Source organism: Bacillus sp. PAMC26543 (genome assembly GCF_014250375.1).
Lineage (GTDB): Bacteria > Bacillota > Bacilli > Bacillales > Bacillaceae > Bacillus > Bacillus halotolerans.
In genome coordinates this window covers 1,776,472-1,796,191 of record NZ_CP060193.1, presented here as the reverse complement: position 1 = coordinate 1,796,191, position 19,720 = coordinate 1,776,472, and the positions used below count along the sequence as shown (strand labels likewise).

Annotated in this window: 18 protein-coding genes and 1 pseudogene; 7 read left to right on the top strand and 12 right to left on the bottom strand. The window is 44.5% G+C overall.

What is annotated here, in order from left to right:
* Nucleotides 1-7 precede the first annotated feature (7 nt).
* Together H7F27_RS09155 and H7F27_RS09150 are read right to left on the bottom strand one after the other, a co-directional pair.
* Nucleotides 8-787, bottom strand: coding sequence for an SDR family NAD(P)-dependent oxidoreductase (locus H7F27_RS09155; protein WP_105954889.1), 780 nt, complete (start codon nt 785-787; stop codon nt 8-10).
* A 5-nt stretch (nt 788-792) separates the two neighbouring features.
* Complete coding sequence (locus tag H7F27_RS09150; protein WP_185848854.1) at nt 793-1,752, bottom strand: MBL fold metallo-hydrolase; 960 nt, start codon at nt 1,750-1,752, stop codon at nt 793-795.
* Nucleotides 1,753-2,154: 402 nt separating this feature from the next.
* Between H7F27_RS09150 and proC the strand changes: the two genes are divergently transcribed.
* The gene (gene proC / locus H7F27_RS09145) at nt 2,155-2,991 is read left to right on the top strand and encodes a pyrroline-5-carboxylate reductase (protein ID WP_185848853.1); all 837 of its coding nucleotides are present in this window, start codon (nt 2,155-2,157) and stop codon (nt 2,989-2,991) included.
* A 47-nt stretch (nt 2,992-3,038) separates the two neighbouring features.
* Here proC and H7F27_RS09140 read toward each other — a convergent pair whose 3' ends face one another.
* Entirely contained in the window at nt 3,039-4,670 is a 1,632-nt protein-coding gene (locus tag H7F27_RS09140) for a M20/M25/M40 family metallo-hydrolase (protein ID WP_105955074.1), read from the bottom strand.
* Between the two features lie 170 nt (nt 4,671-4,840).
* Between H7F27_RS09140 and namA the strand changes: the two genes are divergently transcribed.
* Together namA and H7F27_RS09130 are read left to right on the top strand one after the other, a co-directional pair.
* A complete protein-coding gene (gene namA, locus H7F27_RS09135; protein WP_044154738.1) occupies nt 4,841-5,857 on the top strand; it encodes an NADPH dehydrogenase NamA in 1,017 nt (338 codons plus the stop codon).
* Between the two features lie 117 nt (nt 5,858-5,974).
* Complete coding sequence (locus H7F27_RS09130) at nt 5,975-6,745, top strand: alpha/beta fold hydrolase (RefSeq protein ID WP_185848852.1); 771 nt, start codon at nt 5,975-5,977, stop codon at nt 6,743-6,745.
* A 61-nt stretch (nt 6,746-6,806) separates the two neighbouring features.
* Here the strand turns inward: H7F27_RS09130 and H7F27_RS09125 are convergent.
* The 3 genes from H7F27_RS09125 to rnz form a co-directional block, all read right to left on the bottom strand.
* Nucleotides 6,807-7,957, bottom strand: a protein-coding gene (locus tag H7F27_RS09125) for an IS3 family transposase (RefSeq protein WP_185848851.1) whose coding sequence is annotated in 2 segments (ribosomal slippage) — nt 6,807-7,684 and nt 7,684-7,957 — 1,152 coding nt in all. Because the reading frame shifts where the segments join, the coding sequence is not laid out codon by codon here.
* A 112-nt stretch (nt 7,958-8,069) separates the two neighbouring features.
* Nucleotides 8,070-8,219, bottom strand: coding sequence for a 50S ribosomal protein L33 (rpmG, locus tag H7F27_RS09120; protein WP_003226511.1), 150 nt, complete (start codon nt 8,217-8,219; stop codon nt 8,070-8,072).
* Between the two features lie 79 nt (nt 8,220-8,298).
* On the bottom strand, nt 8,299-9,222 hold the full coding sequence (gene rnz / locus H7F27_RS09115; protein WP_101861000.1) for a ribonuclease Z: 924 nt from the start codon (nt 9,220-9,222) through the stop codon (nt 8,299-8,301).
* Between the two features lie 223 nt (nt 9,223-9,445).
* Between rnz and zwf the strand changes: the two genes are divergently transcribed.
* On the top strand, nt 9,446-10,915 hold the full coding sequence (gene zwf / locus H7F27_RS09110) for a glucose-6-phosphate dehydrogenase (protein ID WP_024121965.1): 1,470 nt from the start codon (nt 9,446-9,448) through the stop codon (nt 10,913-10,915).
* A 44-nt stretch (nt 10,916-10,959) separates the two neighbouring features.
* On the opposite strand, the pseudogene H7F27_RS09105 reads toward zwf, so the two are convergent.
* The 3 genes and pseudogenes from H7F27_RS09105 to H7F27_RS09095 form a co-directional block, all read right to left on the bottom strand.
* A pseudogene (locus tag H7F27_RS09105) lies at nt 10,960-11,632 on the bottom strand (DUF3885 domain-containing protein).
* Between the two features lie 64 nt (nt 11,633-11,696).
* Entirely contained in the window at nt 11,697-13,106 is a 1,410-nt protein-coding gene (gene gndA, locus H7F27_RS09100; RefSeq protein WP_044154734.1) for an NADP-dependent phosphogluconate dehydrogenase, read from the bottom strand.
* Between the two features lie 109 nt (nt 13,107-13,215).
* Entirely contained in the window at nt 13,216-14,460 is a 1,245-nt protein-coding gene (locus tag H7F27_RS09095; RefSeq protein WP_024121967.1) for a DNA polymerase IV, read from the bottom strand.
* Nucleotides 14,461-14,532: 72 nt separating this feature from the next.
* Here H7F27_RS09095 and mifM point away from each other — a divergent pair, with 72 nt between their 5' ends.
* The 3 genes from mifM (at nt 14,533) to H7F27_RS09080 (ending at nt 16,533) form a co-directional block, all read left to right on the top strand.
* Nucleotides 14,533-14,820, top strand: coding sequence for a membrane protein insertion/folding monitor MifM (gene mifM / locus H7F27_RS09090; RefSeq protein WP_081638334.1), 288 nt, complete (start codon nt 14,533-14,535; stop codon nt 14,818-14,820).
* Nucleotides 14,821-14,849: 29 nt separating this feature from the next.
* Nucleotides 14,850-15,677 (top strand): membrane protein insertase YidC, encoded by an 828-nt coding sequence (locus H7F27_RS09085; RefSeq protein WP_185848850.1) that lies wholly within the window; start codon nt 14,850-14,852, stop codon nt 15,675-15,677.
* 127 nt (nt 15,678-15,804) lie between these two features.
* The gene (locus H7F27_RS09080) at nt 15,805-16,533 is read left to right on the top strand and encodes a YqjF family protein (protein ID WP_185848849.1); all 729 of its coding nucleotides are present in this window, start codon (nt 15,805-15,807) and stop codon (nt 16,531-16,533) included.
* A gap of 49 nt (nt 16,534-16,582) precedes the next feature.
* Here the strand turns inward: H7F27_RS09080 and H7F27_RS09075 are convergent, their stop codons facing one another.
* The 3 genes from H7F27_RS09075 to mce are packed head-to-tail and all read right to left on the bottom strand — an operon-like array spanning nt 16,583 to nt 19,655.
* Nucleotides 16,583-17,698 (bottom strand): tripeptidase T, encoded by a 1,116-nt coding sequence (locus tag H7F27_RS09075; protein ID WP_185848848.1) that lies wholly within the window; start codon nt 17,696-17,698, stop codon nt 16,583-16,585.
* An 18-nt stretch (nt 17,699-17,716) separates the two neighbouring features.
* Nucleotides 17,717-19,240 (bottom strand): acyl-CoA carboxylase subunit beta, encoded by a 1,524-nt coding sequence (locus tag H7F27_RS09070; protein ID WP_103672294.1) that lies wholly within the window; start codon nt 19,238-19,240, stop codon nt 17,717-17,719.
* Nucleotides 19,233-19,655, bottom strand: a complete 423-nt coding sequence (gene mce, locus H7F27_RS09065) for a methylmalonyl-CoA epimerase (protein ID WP_101861003.1) — start codon at nt 19,653-19,655, stop codon at nt 19,233-19,235. The genes H7F27_RS09070 and mce overlap by 8 nt, the downstream gene beginning before the upstream one ends.
* Nucleotides 19,656-19,720 lie beyond the last annotated feature (65 nt).

Sequence of the window (19,720 nt, the reverse complement as noted above, 5' to 3'; positions counted from 1 at the left end):
TCCATGCTTATTTTTTCATGAACACCCGTCCAGCCAGCTTTTCCACAAGGGCTGGAAACAGCTGATATAGCTTTGTGCCGGCATTCATCAAACGAGGAAGGTTGATTTCACGTTTGTTCGTCATAATGGCAGACGCGATTTGTGCTGCCACATCATCTGGGTCAAGCATCCAGCGTTCGACATTTTTGGCATAGTCTCCGCCTTTGTCAGCAATAGAAAAAAAGTCAGTCTGAATCGGTCCTGGATTGACTGTCGTCACATGGACGCCCGTGCCCGCCAGCTCCATACGCAAAGCGTTTGAATAGCCGAGCACAGCATGTTTTGTCGCTGAATAAAGGCTGGATTTCGGCGTGGCAATTTTCCCTGCTTGAGAGGCAATATTGATGATATGGCCGCTTTTTTGCTCAAGCATATGCGGAAGAACAGCTTTTGTACAGGCGATCAGACCGAAAACATTGACATCAAACATTGATTTCATCTCATCAAGTGTAGAGTCTAAAACCGTTTCAAAAATACCGAAGCCTGCATTATTGATCAGCACATCAACCGGACCGATCTGATCACGGACGAGGGTGATATCTTCAAGACGGGAGACATCCAGAGGGAAAATATCACACTGTCCGCTCCATTCCTCGGTCATTTTTCTTTTGATTTCCTTCAAACGATCCTCACGTCTTGCCGACAGCAAAACATGGGCTCCTTCAGCCGCACATAAATAAGCGATTCTTTCACCAAGCCCTCCTGAAGCACCTGTAATCCAAATACGCTTGCCAGCTATATTTTTCACCCTGTTCACCTCTCTATTGCTCTAAAGTATGCGGTTTTTCCATCCCAATATGACGTGATGCCTGCTTCGGCTGCCAATATATCAAGATGCCCAACCGTTTCTGACATCGTTAAAAACAACTCTTTTGCATAAACGGCAGGAAAGAGCTGCTGACAGACCTGAAAAGCGGTAAGCGGTTTTTCCGACAGTATATGACGCACATCCTCGGTTCGGCTGCTCTGCTTGTCAAACCGCTTCTTGATCAGTGCTCGTACATTGCCAATCGTCTCGCCATGACCGGGAAACACTGTGTTCGGGGCAAGTTCAGACAGCCTCCGCAACGACCGCTGATAATCCAGTAAAGGCTCCGATCTTTTTTCTCCCGTTTTTGGCGCTTCAAGAATCGGGTTAGACGAGCTGTTCGCCAGCAGCAAATCACCGCCAAGCATTCTTCCGGTCTTTTCATGTAAGAGAACAATATGCGACTCTGCATGTCCGGGCATTTCCAGAACAGTCCAGTCACCCATCCCGTCAATTTTCATCCCTTCCGTAACCGTTTGGGTCAAGGATCTTGTACAGGAAAATGCGTACGCCGACCGGATGAGCCTTTCTGCTTTCACATCATCAAATGGAACGCCTAACTCAGGCAGCAGCTTTTGAAAAAAATGTTTTTGCCACTCCATAAATGCCTTGTCTCTACTGATATATGGTTCGTTAAACGGATGTCCAATCACTTTAATATCATCAGAAAAAACATCAAGCAACCCCGCATGATCCGCGTGATGGTGAGTCAGCACGATCTGCTCAATATCTGACATTTCTATATGTATACTAGCAAGCTGCTCTTTTAGGACTTCAGCTGCTTCTTTAGTGTTCGGTCCGGCATCGATCAGTGTCAGCGCGTCACCTTTTACTAAGTAAACGATGACATCACCGACGGCAAACGGTGTCGGGACGCGAATCGGAATGATATCTGCAGTTGTCATTCTTTTGCTCCTTGTCTTCATTCATTACTCATATTTTAGCTTTTTCTCGGTCCTGTGTCATTATTGCCGTATGAGAATGTCCCTTTTTGAAAAAGCTATTGACATTAGCTTATCCCCCATTGCATAATGAACAACAACTAAAATGAGAACCATTGGAACGCTATGACGAGGAATAGTATACAGGCAATGGCCAGAGAGAGCGATATCCCCAGGCTGAAAGGTATCGCGGCCCGCTTGTTTGTAGAACCTGCCCTCAAGTCGCGGTTAGGAAAACCTAAACGTTTCCCGCGTTACGGGATTTGAGCTGAGCACAAGTTGTGCTAATGAGGGTGGTACCGCGAACCTTTTCGTCCTTTACGTGATGAAAAGGTTTTTTGTTGTTCTGATAGAAGGAGGATATCCATGAAAAAGATAGGATTTGTCGGCGCCGGGTCCATGGCTGAAGCAATGATCAACGGCTTTTTGCAAAGCGGCATTACAAAACCTGAAAATATTTATATCACAAACAGGTCAAACGAAGAGAGACTCAATGAATTAAAGGAAATGTACGGCGTGCGTCCATGCAGGGATAAGAGCGAGTTTTTCACACAAACAGATATCGTCGTTCTCGCTTTTAAGCCTAAGGATGCGGCAGAGAGCATTGACAGCATTCGTTCTTACATGAAGGATCAGCTTGTCATTTCTGTGCTTGCAGGCCTTACCATCGAAACCATTCAGCATTATTTCGGCAGAAAGCTTGCTGTCATACGGGTGATGCCGAATACTTCAGCTGCCATCAGAAAATCAGCAACCGGATTTTCCGTAAGCGCTGAAGCAAGCCAAGACGATATCACGGCGGCTACAGCATTGCTAGAAACAATCGGTGACGCCACATTGGTTGAGGAGCAGCACCTTGATGCCGTTACCGCGATAGCAGGCAGCGGTCCCGCTTACCTGTATCGCTATATCGAAGCGATGGAAAAAGCGGCGCAAACGGTCGGTTTAGAGGAGGAAACGGCTAAAAAATTGATCCTGCAGACAATGGCAGGCGCAACAGACATGCTTCGTCAAAGCGGAAAACAGCCCGCACAGCTGCGCAGGGAGATTACGAGCCCAGGGGGAACAACAGAGGCAGGCCTTCGCGCTTTAACGGAAGCCCGCTTTGAAGAAGCGATCATTCATTGTATTGAAGAAACAGCCAAACGAAGCGCTGAAATCAAAGAGCAATTTGCCGGAGCCGCCTTAAAGAAGCATTTATAGAAAAAAACACAAGACAGAAGGCAAAGCGCTTTCTGTCTTCTTTTATCTTAAGGCTGGCTGGCAGCTTCTGATTGTTTTAATAATGCAGAGATTGTAAAGGAAAGCAAGTCGGGAAGCACCTCAAAGGAATAAGGCACATACAGTCTTTCTGTCCATTTGTGCGGGTCTTTTCCAGCCGGGCCGACATTTAATACCGGGACATACAGCGCCTTGTCTTTACTGCTGGGAAGTGAATATCCTCTGTTAAAGAGCGGCATATTGCTTGTGTATGCACCAACCTCCTGTTTTTCCAGCTGAAGATAGCTCAAATCCGAGAGTCCTGGGAAATACTGAACCTCCCGTAAAGCAATGCCGTACCTGTCAGCTGCATATTGAATGAGCTTGCCAGCAGTATTCTTGATTATCTGATCGTTCTTTGATGACACTGCCGGATAAAATGGAGGGCTGTAAAAGAGAACGATGAGCGGCGCATCTTCCTTACACAGCGCTGCGAGCTCTGATACAATTCTAGTCGAAAAATCCCTGTCTCCAAGATCTCCCCTGTTTGCATAAGTGAAATTCAGCACCCGTTCTGTTTCCGAGCTTCCGACACGCCGTTTCGCACGTGCAAGCAGCTCATCAAATGTAAAAACAGAGACAGTTCGTTCAATTGGATGAAATGGCTCAAACTTCTGGAAATCATGTGTTTTCTGCTGAATATGGTTTGAAATCTTCTCTGCCGCCTGCTCTGCGGTTTTCCGCAGCATGTTATGCAGCTCACTCGCGGAGCGCTTCATTGTCAGTACATTAAATAACGTAACGGCCGTATGCGGTGTTTGGACGGAATATGCCTCTTTCAAGTCCTTTTGCATTAAGTTTACCGGCGGCGGGGTGACTTCCCCGTCAGCCATTTCGCAGTAATTCACGTTCAGTTCCAGCAAACGGTTGATCTCAGAAACCATTAAATTTGCATTTAAACCGGAAAACGGCTCTCCGACATGCGTCTCTATCCCTTTGCAGAAAAACCCTGCGAGAACCTTGCCGATGCTTCCTGAATACACATATTGCTGCTGGTCGCCCGGAAACTTTTCAAACATCGGTTCGCTATTCAAACAAGCAGTGTATGTAAGATGATATTTTTTCTCCATTTCTTTCAGCGCAGGAACGGCTTCGATCATTCCCCTTGAGTTCACTTCCTCGTCAGGAACCGTAATCAAAAGCACATTCCCATCAAAATGACCATTCATTGCCCGCTCAAGCATCGACAGCTGAACAGCCAGCCCCGCTTTCATATCCATCGTGCCTCTCCCGAACAGCCAGTCGCCGCTTTCCGCGTCTGTTCTCACACGTTTAGGAAGCAACTCTTTTTTCTCTAAAAAGGAGTTCAAAAGCTCAGCCGGCTTACAAGCCATATGTTTGAATTCTCCGTAGTCCTCTATGTCCACGACGTCAAAATGACTCAGCAAGAGCACCGTCTGTTTGACATCTTTCTTTTTGACAAGCGCTGTCAAAAACGTTCTGCCGTCTTCCATCGGATGGAGTATTACATGATCAGGGTTATTTTGAAAATAAGGCTTGTCCTTTAAAAGATAATAAAGATATTCTGCAAGTGCGGCCTCTCCTTTCGAACCGGTGACACTTTCGTACTGGACAAGAGAAGTTAAAAGGGTAAGCAAATCATCCTTAGTCTGCCAATTCATCATTTCAGCCCTCCTATGTATAAAAACGCTTCGATCCTAAAAAATAAAATGATTCCCTGTCTATTATACAGAAATATTTGACAAATTCGGATCGTTTGAGCAGTTTATATGACGTGAAAGAAATGACTTGTTATAATCAATCTCTAAAAACCTTACGGGAGGCGAAAGAAATGGCCAGAAAATTATTCACACCTATTACAATTAAAGATGTAACGTTAAAAAACCGCATTGTGATGTCACCAATGTGCATGTACTCTTCTCACGAAAAGGACGGAAAATTACAGCCGTTCCACATGGCTCACTACATAACGCGCGCAGTCGGCCAAGTCGGATTGATTATTGTGGAAGCATCGGCAGTTAATCCTCAAGGACGAATCACAGACCAAGATTTAGGGATATGGGGCGACGAGCATATCGAAGGTTTCGCAAAGCTGACTGAGCAGGTAAAAGCGCAAGGCTCAAAAATCGGAATTCAGCTTGCCCACGCAGGACGTAAAGCAGAGCTTGAAGGAGATATTTTCGCTCCGTCTGCGATCGCGTTTGACGAGCAATCAAGCACGCCGGTTGAAATGACAACTGAAAAAGTGAAAGAAACCGTGCAGGAGTTCAAACAAGCGGCTGCCCGTGCAAAAGAAGCAGGTTTTGATGTGATTGAGATTCATGCAGCACACGGTTACTTAATTCATGAATTTTTATCTCCGCTTTCTAACCATCGCACAGATGAATACGGCGGCTCACCAGAAAACCGCTACCGTTTCTTAAGAGAAATCATTGATGAAGTCAAACAAGTGTGGGACGGTCCTTTATTTGTCCGTGTATCGGCTTCTGACTATACAGACAAAGGCTTAGATATCGCTGATCATATCGGTTTTGCAAAATGGATGAAGGAGCAGGGCGTTGACTTAATTGACTGCAGCTCAGGTGCCCTTGTTCAGGCAGACATTAACGTATTCCCTGGCTATCAGGTCAGCTTCGCCGAGAAAATCCGCGAACAGGCTGACATGGCGACTGGAGCTGTCGGGATGATTACAAATGGTTCAATGGCTGAAGAAATTCTTCAAAATAACCGTGCAGACCTCATCTTTATCGGCAGAGAGCTATTACGCGATCCTTACTTTGCAAGAACTGCTGCAAAACAGCTGAATACAGACATTCAAGCCCCTGTTCAATACGAAAGAGGCTGGTAATCTTGATCCGAGATATCCGCGGCTCCGCCGCCGGATATCTCTTTTTTTATTTTTGGAGAAACGATCAGCTGACGTTCTCCGTCTCCCTAGTAGAACCAATTAGAGGAGATGACTCCAATGAATGCAGCATGGATCGAAAGGACCTATACGGTTGACGGTTGTGAATTTCATACAAAACACCGAAAAGGATTTAGCGGTGTAACCATTGTCTTTGAAGCCGGCTATGGCACTTCTTCAGAGACGTGGAAACCACTAACAGCGGACATTGATGACGAATTTGGCATATTCACATATGATAGAGCGGGCATTGGGAAAAGCGGACAAAGCAAGGCAGAACGAACAGCCGACCAAAAGGTGAGAGAATTAGAAAGCTTGCTTAAGGCAGCAGGTATAAGACCGCCTTATCTGGCTGTTTCACATTCATACGGATCGGTTATCAGCAGTTTATGGGCCTGTAAAAACCGACAGGATATTATCGGCATGGTGCTCCTTGATCCCGCTTTAGGAGATTACGGCAATGGCGGCTTTACATTTATTCCTGAAGAAATGCATACAGCATACAGAAAGCAGATGATGCTCGAGGAGACACATGCAGACTTTTCGAAAAGTCTGCGGCAGTTCAAACAGCAGCAAGTCCATTTAGGGAACATGCCGCTTATTGTACTGTCATCAGGTGAACGCACTGAGAAATTCGCCTCCGGTGAAGAGGACTGGAGAAACCTGCATAGCAGCATTTTGTCTCTATCCGATCAAAGCGGCTGGATACAAGCTAAAAACAGCTCACATAACATTCATCATGATGAACCTCATATCGTCCATCTGGCGATTTATGATGTTTGGTGCGCGGCCTGCAAGCAGGCCGCCCCGATATACCAGGCAATCAATTAAACAAAAACCCCGGCTAAAGCAGGGACTGACCCCTGTTTTTGAGACAGGGATCAAAACACTTTTATACAGCCAATTGCCGATAGCTTATCGGTGATTGGCTGTTTAGTTTCGTTTGAATACGAATGTTGTTATAATAATAAATGTATTCTTTGACAGTGCGTTCTACGATGGCGGTCGTGGTTCGATCAATGCTGTTAAGATAGAACGTTTCAGACTTTAGTGAGGAATGAAACGATTCGATGGAGGCATTATCAGCGGGCGTCCCTTTGCGGGACATGCTCATGGTAATGCCTTTTGTTTTAACAGCTTTCTGATACTCATAAGATGTATACACAGATCCTTGGTCACTATGTAACACGCAGTTCTGAGGCAGTGTTGGCAGTTGCTCAAGTGTGTTTAAGACAAAGTCTGTGTCCTGCTTATCTCCAATCGTGAAAGCAATCACTTCTCCATTGTATACATCCAATATACTGGAAAGGTACAATTGTTTCTGTCCATAAGGCAAATATGTGATGTCCGTTACTAGTTTTTCAAGAGGACGATCAGACTGAAAGTTCCGATTCAATATGTTATCGACCACGGCATATGGCTGCCCATTCTTCTTGCGCTTTTTCACCTTAACCCGGCACTGCCACTGATTTTTCTGCATGATACGCTGAACCGTTTTATGGTTAATACGCATTTCCTTTTTTAATATAGCTGTAATTTTTCGATATCCATATCGATACTTGTGCTCTCGGCACAACGTGCCGATTTGTTTTTCCAAATGGCACTTGGATTGATCTTTCGTCAGGTTCTTCTTCCAACGATAATAAGACGCTCGTGAGATACCTAAATGAACACAGATATTCTGTACGGTCATTGTGCTGTGCAATCCTTCTACAAGTTCGACTGACGTTTCGCTATCAACTTCCTTTCCAATTCGTTGTACTTTTTTAAAACTTCATTCTGTTGTCTCAGATAACGGTTCTCTGCCTGTAGTTTCTCTAATTCGGAAGAATACTCCGGACCTTTTCCGTAAGTGTATTGCTTACCAACAGGCTGTTCAAATCGATGTGTATCCCCAGCTTTATGCCATCTAACCCATGTCTGAACCTGCGTCTTATTCCTGATATTCAATTCCTGCATGATCGCTTTCATAGGCACGCCTGCCAATCTCATTTCTACAGCCTTCTGTTTGACTTCAATCGGATAACTCATTCTTGTTCCCATACAAAAAACACCTCCAAGTCTTATTTCGGATAACAACTATCCGTTTTCAAACTTGAAGGTGTTTTTTATTTGTCTCATCTTATGGGGTCAGTCCCAGCAGCCGGGGGTTTTATTATTTTGTTTCGCGATGAAGGGTATATTTCTTTAACCGCGGTGAGTATTTTTTCAGCTCTAAACGATCAGGATTTGTGCGTTTATTTTTGGTTGTGATGTAGTTTCTGTCCCCTGTTTCAGTGCAAGCCAAAGTAACATTTACTCTCATGTTAACATCTCCTTATAAAACGTAATGGTTACGTTTTATTATACAGCTTAACAACAGATTGTCAAACACCATCTCTTTCTCAGCCTCTCGGAACTTGAACCTCTAAGAAATCATACGCTGTGATGCTGTTCGGAAAAACGGCTGCCGCTTCTTTTTGGAGCTCTAAAGAAGCCTCTCCCTGATATCTCGCGCTGATATGAGTTAAAATGAGCTGCTTTGCCCCAGCTTCTTTGGCAGTAATAGCTGCTTGTTCTGTTGTACTGTGAAAATAATCAAATGCAAGCTTCACATCATCCTTAGCAAAGGTGGCTTCATGCACAAGCACATCACAGTCCTGCGCAAGCTCTTTTATCTTATCGCTCATTCTCGTATCCCCGGAAAACACGACAGCTCTTCCCTTTTTAGGAGGCTCCAGAAAATCCTCCCCATTTATGGTGCGTCCGTCTTCAAGCGTCACGATTTCACCTTTTTTTATTTTCGAATATACAGGTCCAGGCGGAATATTCATTCCCTTTAATAACGCCGCCTTTAAAGAACCAGGCACATCTTTTTCCTGTACGCGGTACCCGAAGGCCTCTACACCATGAATCGCGGATACAGCTGTGACGATAAACTGGTCGTCCTCAAATACGGCTCCCTCTTCAATCTCTTGTATCACAAGCGGATATGTTAGGTGGGTTTTCGTGACGGCAAGACTTGTTTCAATAAACGCCTTGATGCCTTTCGGTCCGTAGACCGTCAGCTCGTCCTCACCGCCCTGAAAAGAACGGCTGCCAAGAAGCCCTGGAAGACCGTATACATGATCGCCGTGCATGTGAGTAATGAAGATTTTTTCTATTTTTCGAGGTTTAATCGATGTATGTAAAATTTGATGCTGTGTGGCTTCCCCGCAGTCAAACAGCCATACAGATCGCCTTTCTTCAAGCAGCTTTAATGCGATCGACGTCACGTTTCTCGACTTAGCGGGAATTCCGGCTCCCGTCCCTAAAAAAAGTAATTCCACATTTCCTTCCTCCTACTAGAACTAGTTACCTACAAGAATACAGGATCATGCGTAAAATGTGAATCTCGCCTCTCATTCGTGCAACCCTTTCGTTCTAGAAATATTTTCGCGCCATTCTGCAAAAAAAGGTCTTAAATGTTTGCTTTCGTTGAATTTTAGATTTAAAATGAAGGAAATATGCGGGGTACTAAAATAAAGCTTCGAATAAAGTGAGGTACTTTTAGTGAAAACAAACCAACAACCAAAAGCAGTAATTGTCATATTCGGTGCAACGGGAGATTTAGCAAAACGAAAACTCTATCCGTCCATTCACCGTTTATATAAAAACGGACAAATCGGAGAAGAGTTTGCAGTTGTAGGAGTCGGAAGAAGGCCTTGGTCCAATGAGGATCTTCGCCAAACCGTCAAAACATCTATTTCCACAGCTGCTGATAAACAATTAGATGATTTCACGTCTCACTTCTATTACCACCCGTTTGACGTGACAAACCCTGGTTCTTATCAAGAGCTTAACGTACTGCTCAACCAGCTGGAAGATACATATCAAATTCCGAACAACAGAATGTTCTACTTGGCAATGGCCCCAGAATTCTTTGGAACAATTGCAAAGACATTAAAATCAGAAGGTGTTACAGCAACTACAGGCTGGTCCCGCCTTGTGATTGAAAAGCCGTTCGGCCATGACTTGCCGAGCGCGCAAGCATTAAATCAAGAAATTCGCGAAGCATTTACAGAAGATCAAATTTACAGAATCGATCACTATTTAGGAAAACAAATGGTGCAGAATATTGAGGTCATTCGATTTGCCAATGCGATTTTCGAACCGCTATGGACAAACCGCTACATCTCAAATATCCAAATCACATCAAGCGAATCACTTGGTGTTGAAGACCGTGCTAGATATTACGAAAAATCAGGCGCCCTTCGCGACATGGTCCAAAACCATATTATGCAAATGGTTGCGCTTCTCGCAATGGAGCCGCCGATTAAACTGAACACAGAAGAAATCCGCAGCGAAAAAGTGAAGGTGCTTAGAGCCCTCCGCCCTATTGCAAAAGACGAAGTGGATGAGTATTTTGTGCGCGGACAATATCAAGCCGGTGAAATTGACGGTTTGCCAGTCCCTGCTTATACAGATGAAGATAACGTCGCTCCTGACTCAAATACAGAAACCTTTGTTTCTGGAAAGCTTCTGATCGACAACTTCAGATGGGCTGGTGTTCCATTCTACATCCGTACCGGAAAACGAATGAAAGAAAAGTCTACAAAAATTGTCGTTCAATTTAAGGACATTCCGATGAACCTGTACTACGGCAATGAAAACAACATGAATCCGAACTTACTCGTCATTCATATTCAGCCTGACGAAGGCATTACACTTTACTTAAACGCTAAAAAACTCGGAGGAGCAGCACACGCGCAGCCAATCAAACTGGATTACTGCAGCAATTGCAATGACGAGCTGAACACTCCTGAAGCATATGAAAAATTGATTCACGACTGTCTTCTCGGCGATGCGACGAACTTCGCACACTGGGATGAAGTTGCCCTTTCTTGGAGCTTTGTCGATTCCATTTCTGAAACATGGGCAGCCAACAAAACCCTATCGCCAAACTACGAAGCAGGTTCTATGGGTCCAAAAGAATCAGATGATCTTTTGGCGAAAGACGGCTTGCATTGGTGGAATATATAAAGAAAAAGGCTGAAAGTGCTTGTAAAGCATTTTCAGCCTTTTATTTATGTTGTATCAAGCTTTCTGCCTCTAAGCGGCTCAAAAAGACGATTGATTCTCTCTCTGTCGTAATCTAATATCCAACTGTTATATGTATCATACATATCCCGTATTGTTTCAGCTGCAGCAGCTAAAATATCGCAGCCTCGATCATCATAAAGATAAAAAATGGTTCTCTTTTTTATATTGATAAAGTAAATTTTTTGAGAAATGCTTGGTTTTATCCCCATATCTTGATTACATATTGCTCTCAGCATTGGGATATATCTTATATCACCAGCTTTGCATCTAAGAAAAAATCTATGCGTTTTATCATCATAATCATCAAAACAAGTATAAGGAACAGCAATGTGCTGCAGTTTTTTCAACACAGCTTTTTCTCGAATGTACCGTGAGAAAATATACAATTTGCTCTTATATCTCCTTCTCCCTTCACAAACCAACAGCATCAGCTATAACAAATATATCATCATCTTCGGCATGTAGAGATTTAAATAAAGTGACAGCTCTCTTATATGCGTTATCTAAATAAGGGGCGTGTAGATAGGCATCGTTCACATTATACCCTACACCTATTTCAAACCGGATTCCAATCTGCCAGTTATAAAACAAAGGAGGCATAAGTCGTAAACCAGGAAAATTTTCAAGTAGATACTCATTTACAGGCAAAACATACATCCTTTCATCGGCACTCTATTTCAAAAAAATCCCGCAGCTGTCAGGCTGCGGGATTTCCACATCATTATTTCATCCATTCAGTATGGAAGACACCGTCTTTGTCTGTGCGCTCATAAGTATGGGCGCCGAAGTAGTCACGCTGCGCTTGGATTAAGTTTGCAGGCAGCACGGCTGTGCGATAGCTGTCATAATAAGCTAGTGCGCTTGAGAATGAAGGTACCGGCACACCTTGGGCAACTGCAAGTGAAATCACTTGGCGAAGCGCTCCTTGGTAGCTTTCTGCAATGTTCTTGAAGTGGCTGTCAAGCAGCAGGTTATCAAGCTCAGGATCGCGGTCGTAAGCTTCTTTGATTTTCTGCAGGAATGCCGCGCGGATGATGCAGCCGCCGCGGAAGATCATAGCGATTTCACCGTAATTGAGATCCCAGTTGTATTCTTCAGAAGCTGCTTTCATTTGGGCAAATCCTTGGGCGTAAGAACAGATTTTGCTCATGAACAGCGCTTTTCTGACTGCTTCGATCAGCTCTTCTTTATTTTCTGTAACAGGCTTCACTTCAGGCCCTGAAAGAAGGCCGCTTGCTTTCACACGCTCATCCTTCATCGCTGAAATAAAACGTGCGAATACAGATTCAGTGATAATCGGAAGCGGAACACCTAAGTCAAGTGCACTTTGGCTTGTCCATTTTCCTGTTCCTTTTTGACCCGCTTTATCAAGAATTACATCAACAAGCGGTTTGCCTGTTTCTTCATCTTTTTTCGTGAAGATATCAGCAGTAATCTCGATCAGATAGCTGTCAAGCTCGCCTTTATTCCATTCAGCAAATACTTCATGAAGCTCATCAGCTGAAAGACCGAGTACCTGCTTCAGGATGAAATAAGATTCAGAGATCAGCTGCATATCCCCGTATTCAATACCGTTGTGCACCATTTTTACATAATGGCCGGCACCGTCCGGACCGATATATGTCGTACACGCCTCACCGTCAACTTTTGCAGAAATTGCTTCAAGAATTGGCTTCACAAGTTCATGAGCTTCTTTTTGTCCGCCAGGCATGATAGAAGGCCCTTTAAGCGCTCCTTCTTCTCCGCCTGAAACGCCTGTGCCGATAAAATGAATGCCGCTTTCAGCAAGCTCTTTGTTTCGGCGCTGTGTATCTTTATAATATGTATTTCCGCCGTCAATTAAAATATCGTCCTTCTCTAAGTGAGGAAGAAGAGATTGAATTGTCGCATCTGTAGCAGTTCCCGCTTTAACCATTAACAAAATTTTGCGCGGTGTTTCCAAGGATTGAACAAATTCTTCAATGCTGTAGGTGCCGACAACGTTTTTGCCTTTAGCCTCCTGCAAAAATTCCTCGGTTTTGCTGCTTGATCTGTTGTAAACAGAAACAGAAAATCCTCGGCTTTCAATATTTAAAGCCAGATTTTTACCCATTACCGCAAGTCCGATAACTCCGATTTGTTGTTTTGACATATTCTAACGTCCCTTCTGCAAACGTTTAACCATTTTAAAATTTACATTAAAATAAAATGATATTTATACTATTGAAATTACCATACTTCACCCCCTTATTTCAAGACATTCAGCTTTTCTTTTCATCTTGAAAAAAATCTTTATTAAAGCTTGTCCCGCTTGTTTTGCTCTCGTCTTTTTTAACCTTTGCACCTTTTCTGATCAGCTTGGAGCCGTACTTTTCATTCAGTTTTTCCATCATCTGCTGAATCGGTTCATCCTTCGCATCCTCTGTAAAGCTGAACAAATCGAGCTGCTTATAGGCCTGCTCTTTTTCTACCAAATCCGTTCCGGTAATGCCGAGCAGCCTGATGGGGTTTTTGTTCCAATGCTTAAAGAAGAGATGTTCTGCTTCATTATATATTTCGTTTTTTTGATCTATCGGATTCTTCAGTGTGATGCTTCTCGTAATGGTTTTCCAGTCCGCATATCTGATCATAATAAACAGCTTTGAAGCCATTACTTCCTTACGCTGCAAACGGTCGCTAACTGATGCGGACAGTTTGCGAAAAACAGCTAACAGCTCATCCTCATCGGCAGAATCATGAGAAAGTGTGGATGAATTGCCTACGCTTTTAAATTCATAAATGCGCTCCGGATCAACAGGAGCATGGTGAATGCCGTTCGCTTTATTTTTTAGACGGGGCCCGTTGATGCCGAGCAGCCGTTTTAGCGAGTGTTCGTCAGCGGCTGCTAAATCTCCAATCGTATCAATACTGAGCCCGTTCAGTTTTTCCGCCGTCTTTTTACCTACGCCATGCATTTCTCCAACTGGGAGAGGCCAAAGGATATCAGGCACTTCTCTTTTTCTCAGGATGGTGATCCCAAGCGGTTTTTTCATATCGGATGCCATTTTAGCGAGAAATTTATTAGGGGCAATTCCGATGCTTGACGGAAGCAGCAGCTCTTTCTGCAGTCTGCTTTGTATTTCTTTTGCCGTCTCATAGGCATTGCGGCTGTATGGTGTATCCGTCATATCCATATAGCCTTCGTCGATGGATACAGGCTCCACCAAATCTGTATATTCACGGAGGATGCTAAACATCGCTCTTGAAGAGCTTCTGTAGCGGTCGAAGTTCGGAGGAAGGACGATGAGCTCAGGACAGTTACGCTTTGCTTCCCAAACCGGCATGGTTGTTTTCACGCCGTGCGCCCTTGCTTCGTAGCTGCATGTGACAACGATGCCTTTGCGTTCTTTGACGTTTCCGGCAACTGCAACCGGCTTTCCTCGGAGAGCCGGGTCATATGCCATTTCCACCGATGCATAGAAACTGTTCATATCAATATGGAAAATAATTCGGCCCTTCCCCGGCATAAACATATCTCCTTTCCGTTCATTAGACAACGGCTTGTACATATAGTAAAATGAAGGTATTGAATGGATGTGATTACAATGTTTGTGGAATCGATAAATGACGTTTTATTCTTAGTCGATTTTTTCACAATTATTCTTCCGGCTCTGACCGCCATCGGGATTGCTTTTCTCTTGCGAGAGTGCCGTGCCGGCGAGCAGTGGAAATCAAAACGAACAGATGAACATCAGACGGTCTTTCGAATAAACCGAACAGACTTTCTTATTATTATATATCATCGCATTACAACTTGGATACGTAAAGTCTTCCGCATGAATTCACCTGTGAATGATGATGAAGACGTCAGTTCCCTTCTTTTATAAACCGCATTTATAAAAAGGAGGAGAACAAATTGTTAAAAACACATCAGAAACTTTTGGCTTTAGGGGCCTTTTTGATCGTATTATGCTCGGGCAACGCAGCTTTTGCTGCAACAAATCAGGTGGGAGGTCTCGGTAACGTCGGTTTTTTCCACGACTATTTAATTGAGCCGTTTTCCTCGCTGCTGAAAGGCGTTGCCGGACTGTTTCACGGAGAGTACGGGTTGTCTATCATTCTTGTAACCGTTATTGTGCGCGTTGTGGTACTGCCTTTGTTTGTCAATCAGTTTAAAAAACAGCGTGTGTTCCAAGAGAAAATGGCAGTTATTAAACCGCAAGTAGACAGCATTCAAGCCAAAATCAAAAAGACAAAGGACCCGGAAAAGCAGAAAGAACTTCAAATGGAAATGATGAAGCTGTATCAGGAGCATAATATCAACCCGCTTGCGATGGGCTGTCTTCCAATGCTGATTCAGTTTCCGATTATGATTGGGTTTTATTACGCAATTCGTTCAACACCTGAAATTGCGTCGCACTCGTTTCTATGGTTCAGTTTAGGACAATCTGATATTCTCGTGTCCCTCAGTGCAGGGATTATGTATTTTGTCCAAGCCTATGTCGCTCAAAAGCTGAGTGCGAAATATTCCGCTGTCCCGCAAAATCCGGCAGCGCAGCAATCTGCAAAGCTAATGGTGTTTATCTTCCCTGTGATGATGACGATTTTCTCGCTTAATGTACCTGCGGCCCTTCCGCTGTACTGGTTCACCAGCGGCCTGTTCTTGACAGTGCAAAACGTCGTACTTCAGATGACACACCATAAACATAAAAAAACAGCCGCTCTTACAGAGCCGGTGAAATAAAAAAACAACTCCGACTTTTGTTCGGAGTTGTTTTTTTATTTCCATCACTTTTTAGAACCTGCATCCGTTTAAAAAGAAGAAAATCGGGAATACCTTTACTCACATCCAAAGGAAAGGAGCTGGTGTCGTGACGGAACAGTCTCAACAAAAAAATATTTCTGTGCCTGAGGGAATTTGGATCATGAAACAAACATGGAATGATGTCTTATTTGCTCATTGGCCGGTTGATTACTCTACCCTTCGAGCTAAGATTCCGCCGATATTGGACATAGATACATACAACGGACAAGCTTGGGTCAGCGTGCTTCCCTTTATGCTCACAAACCTTCGCGCGCGTTTTCTCCCTCCTATTCCCGGAGCCCAGTCCTTTCCAGAGCTTAACCTGCGCACTTATGTCACCTATAAAGGCAAGCCGGGCATTTATTTCTTCAGCTTAGATGCTGATCATCGGCTGGCAGTTCAAGGTGCACGGACTTTCTTTCATTTGCCTTATTTTTACGCCGATATGAAAGCCGAAAAAAATGGGGCTGATATGGAATATAGAAGCAAACGGAGAGACGCCGGAAAAGCAGAATTCGGCGCCAAGTACCGGCCGCTCTCTGCGCCTTTTACAGCGCAAGAGGATTCGCTTGATTACTGGCTGACGGAGCGCTACAGACTCTACACCGCCCATCATGACAAGCTCTATTATGAGGACATTCACCATCATCCTTGGCTTCTTCAAAGAGCCGAGGCCCAGTTTTCAATCAATACAGTGGCTGATGCTCACGAAATCACTTTACCAGACTCAGAACCGCTGCTTCATTATGCCAAAAAACAAGACGTGTTATTTTGGCCGCTTCGACAATGGCGCTGACTGTCAGAAAAAAACCCGAATGCCAGATCCGCACTCGGGTTTTTCTTCATTATTTTGCTGCTTCTTCAATAATGGCAACAACCATTTCTGCTGTTTTCACCAGCTCTTCAATCGGCATTTTTTCGTTCTTCGTATGAATTTGCTCATACCCGACAGCAAGATTGACCGTTGGGATGCCGTGGCCTGCGATTACGTTTGCGTCGCTTCCGCCGCCGCTCGTTTGCAGCTCGCTCGTGCGTCCGATTTTCGCTGCCGCTTTTTTCGCGATTTCAACGACTTGGTCGCCATCTTGATATTTAAACCCTGGATACATGACTTCGATTTCGACATCTGCACGTCCGCCCATATCAGCCGCTGCCTCTTCAAAAGCAGCTTTCATTTTTTGAACCTGCGCTTCCATTTTTTCTGGAACTAAAGAACGGGCTTCAGCGAGAATGTGAACTTCGTCGCACACAATGTTTGTTTGTGTGCCGCCTTCAAATCGGCCGATGTTTGCTGTTGTTTCTTCATCGATGCGGCCCAAAGGCATTTTTGAAATGGCCTTGCTTGCGATTGTAATCGCTGATATACCTTTTTCTGGTTCAACTCCAGCGTGTGCAGTTTTACCATAAATCGCCGCTCTTACCTTCGCCTGAGTCGGTGCCGCAACAATGATATTGCCGACTTTTCCGTCTGAATCAAGAGCATAACCGTAGGATGCTGTTATCATGGAACGGTCCAGCGCCTTTGCCCCGATAAGACCTGATTCTTCACCTACTGTGATGATGAATTCAATCGTGCCGTGCTCAATGTTTTCTTCTTTGAGCACTTTAATTGCTTCAAACATGGCAGCCAATCCCGCTTTGTCATCGGCGCCTAAAATTGTTGTGCCGTCTGTTTTAACATACCCGTCCTCAACAACCGGTTTTACGCCGTTTCCGGGTACGACTGTGTCCATATGAGATGTAAAATAAATTGTATCTGTCTTTTTCGTTCCTTTTAATGTGCAGATTAGGTTTCCTGCTCCGTGGCCAGTGATACCCATCGTATCGTCTTCTTTTACATCTACACCTAAATCAGAAAATTTTTGTTTCAGCACTTTGCAGATTTCAGCTTCGTGCTTCGTTTCTGAATCGATTTGAACAAGCTCTAAAAATTCTTCCAGCAGGCGTTTTTCATTCACCATTTGTAAGTCCCCTCCATGTTAAAGCGGTATGTTACCGTGCTTTTTTTTCGGTCTCTCTTCTGTCTTATGTGCAAGCATGTGAAAAGCTTGGATGAGTCTTTTCCTTGATTCTTCCGGCAAAATGATGTCATCGACCATTCCGCATGCCGCCGCTTTGTAAGGGCTGGCGTTTTGTTTTTTGTATTCAGCTGTTTTTTCGCGTTTTGTCTTTTGCGGGTCAGCTGACGCTTCAATATCCTTATCATACAAAATAGATGCCGCACCTTCAGCACCCATCACTGCGATTTCGGCATTTGGCCAAGCAAACACGAGATCCGCTCCGATGGATTTGCTGTTCATGGCGACATACGACCCGCCATACGCTTTTCTTATAATGAGCGTTACTTTTGGGACCGTCGCTTCTGCATAAGCAAACAGCAATTTGGCTCCGTGTCTGATAATGCCGTTATGCTCCTGCTGAATGCCGGGCAAAAACCCCGGAACATCTTCGACAGTTAACAGCGGGATGTCAAAGGCGTCACAAAACCGGATAAATCTCGCTGCTTTATCAGCCGCGTCAATCGTCAGGCTTCCTGCTAAATGTTTCGGCTGGTTTGCCACAATTCCGATCGTTTTTTGGCCAAGCTTTGCAAATCCGATGACTATATTTTTCGCAAAATACGGCTGAATCTCAAAAAAAGACTGCGGATCAGCCAATTCCTGAATCACCGCCCGAACATCATACGGCTTTGTGCTGTCAGCCGGCACGAGGCGGTTTATTAACGAGCTGGAGGCCTCATCCACAGATGAAGGTAGTGATATCTGTTTGTCGAGCGGCAAATAAGACAGCAGCTTCTTCACTCCTGCCAGAACCTCCTCTTCCGTTTTTCCGGAAAAGTGGGCATTTCCGCTGACGGCATTATGTATTCCCGCTCCTCCTAAGCTCTCCGCATCAACCTGTTCTCCTGTTACTTTTTCAATGACCTTCGGACCGGTAATAAACATTCGGCCCGTCTGTTCTGCCATAAAGATAAAATCAGTAAGTGCCGGAGAGTACACAGCGCCTCCAGCGCACGGCCCTAATATAACCGAGATTTGCGGAATGACTCCGGAATATAAGACGTTTCGGTAAAATATGTGACCGTATCCATCTAATGATACCACACCCTCTTGAATTCTCGCACCACCTGAGTCGTTCAGCCCGATAATCGGGGCTTTATTTTTTGCTGCAAGATCCATAAGAGAGGTAATCTTTTTCGCATGGGTTTCGCCAAGCGCCCCGCCGAATACGGTAAAATCCTGCGCAAACACATATACAGAGCGGCCGTCAATCGTACCGTAACCCGTCACGACTCCATCTCCCAATATACGCTGCTCCCTCGTTAAGCTTCGGCTCTCCATGAAGGGATATAATTCGATAAAACTATCCTCATCCAAGAGATAGGCGATCCTTTCCCGCGCTGTGAGCTTTCCCTTTTTCCGCTGTTCAGCTTGCTTCGCATGTCCCCCGCCTTCTTCCGCCTGCCTGCGCCTGTTGTATAGATGACCGATATGCTCATTCATGTTCAATGTCTTGATCTCCTTTCGGTTCACAGAGCTCTACAAGCACGCCATTTGTTTCCCGCGGAGAAATAAACGCGATCTGTTTCCCGTTTGCTCCCTGTCTCGGGTGCCTGTTTATTACATCAATTTGCCGGTTTGATAATGCTTGAAGCTGATCTGTTAAGCCGCTGCATAAAAACGCAACATGGTGCAGCCCCTCTCCTTTTTTATCTAAAAATGTACGGACAGGGCTGTCAGGCGTTAACGGCTCGATCAGCTCCAAATAAACGCCTCCCGCTTGGAAAAGAGCAATGGTCACCTTTTGCTCTTCAACCGTTTCTTGATGAAGAAACGTTAATCCCAATACATCTTCATAAAAAGCTCTGGCCTTGTTTATGGAATAAACGGCAATCCCAATATGGTCAAGTCCGGTCATTTTCATCCCTGCTTTCCGGCAATAGATATCGCTTGTCCGCCCATACAAAACACGATAAAATATAA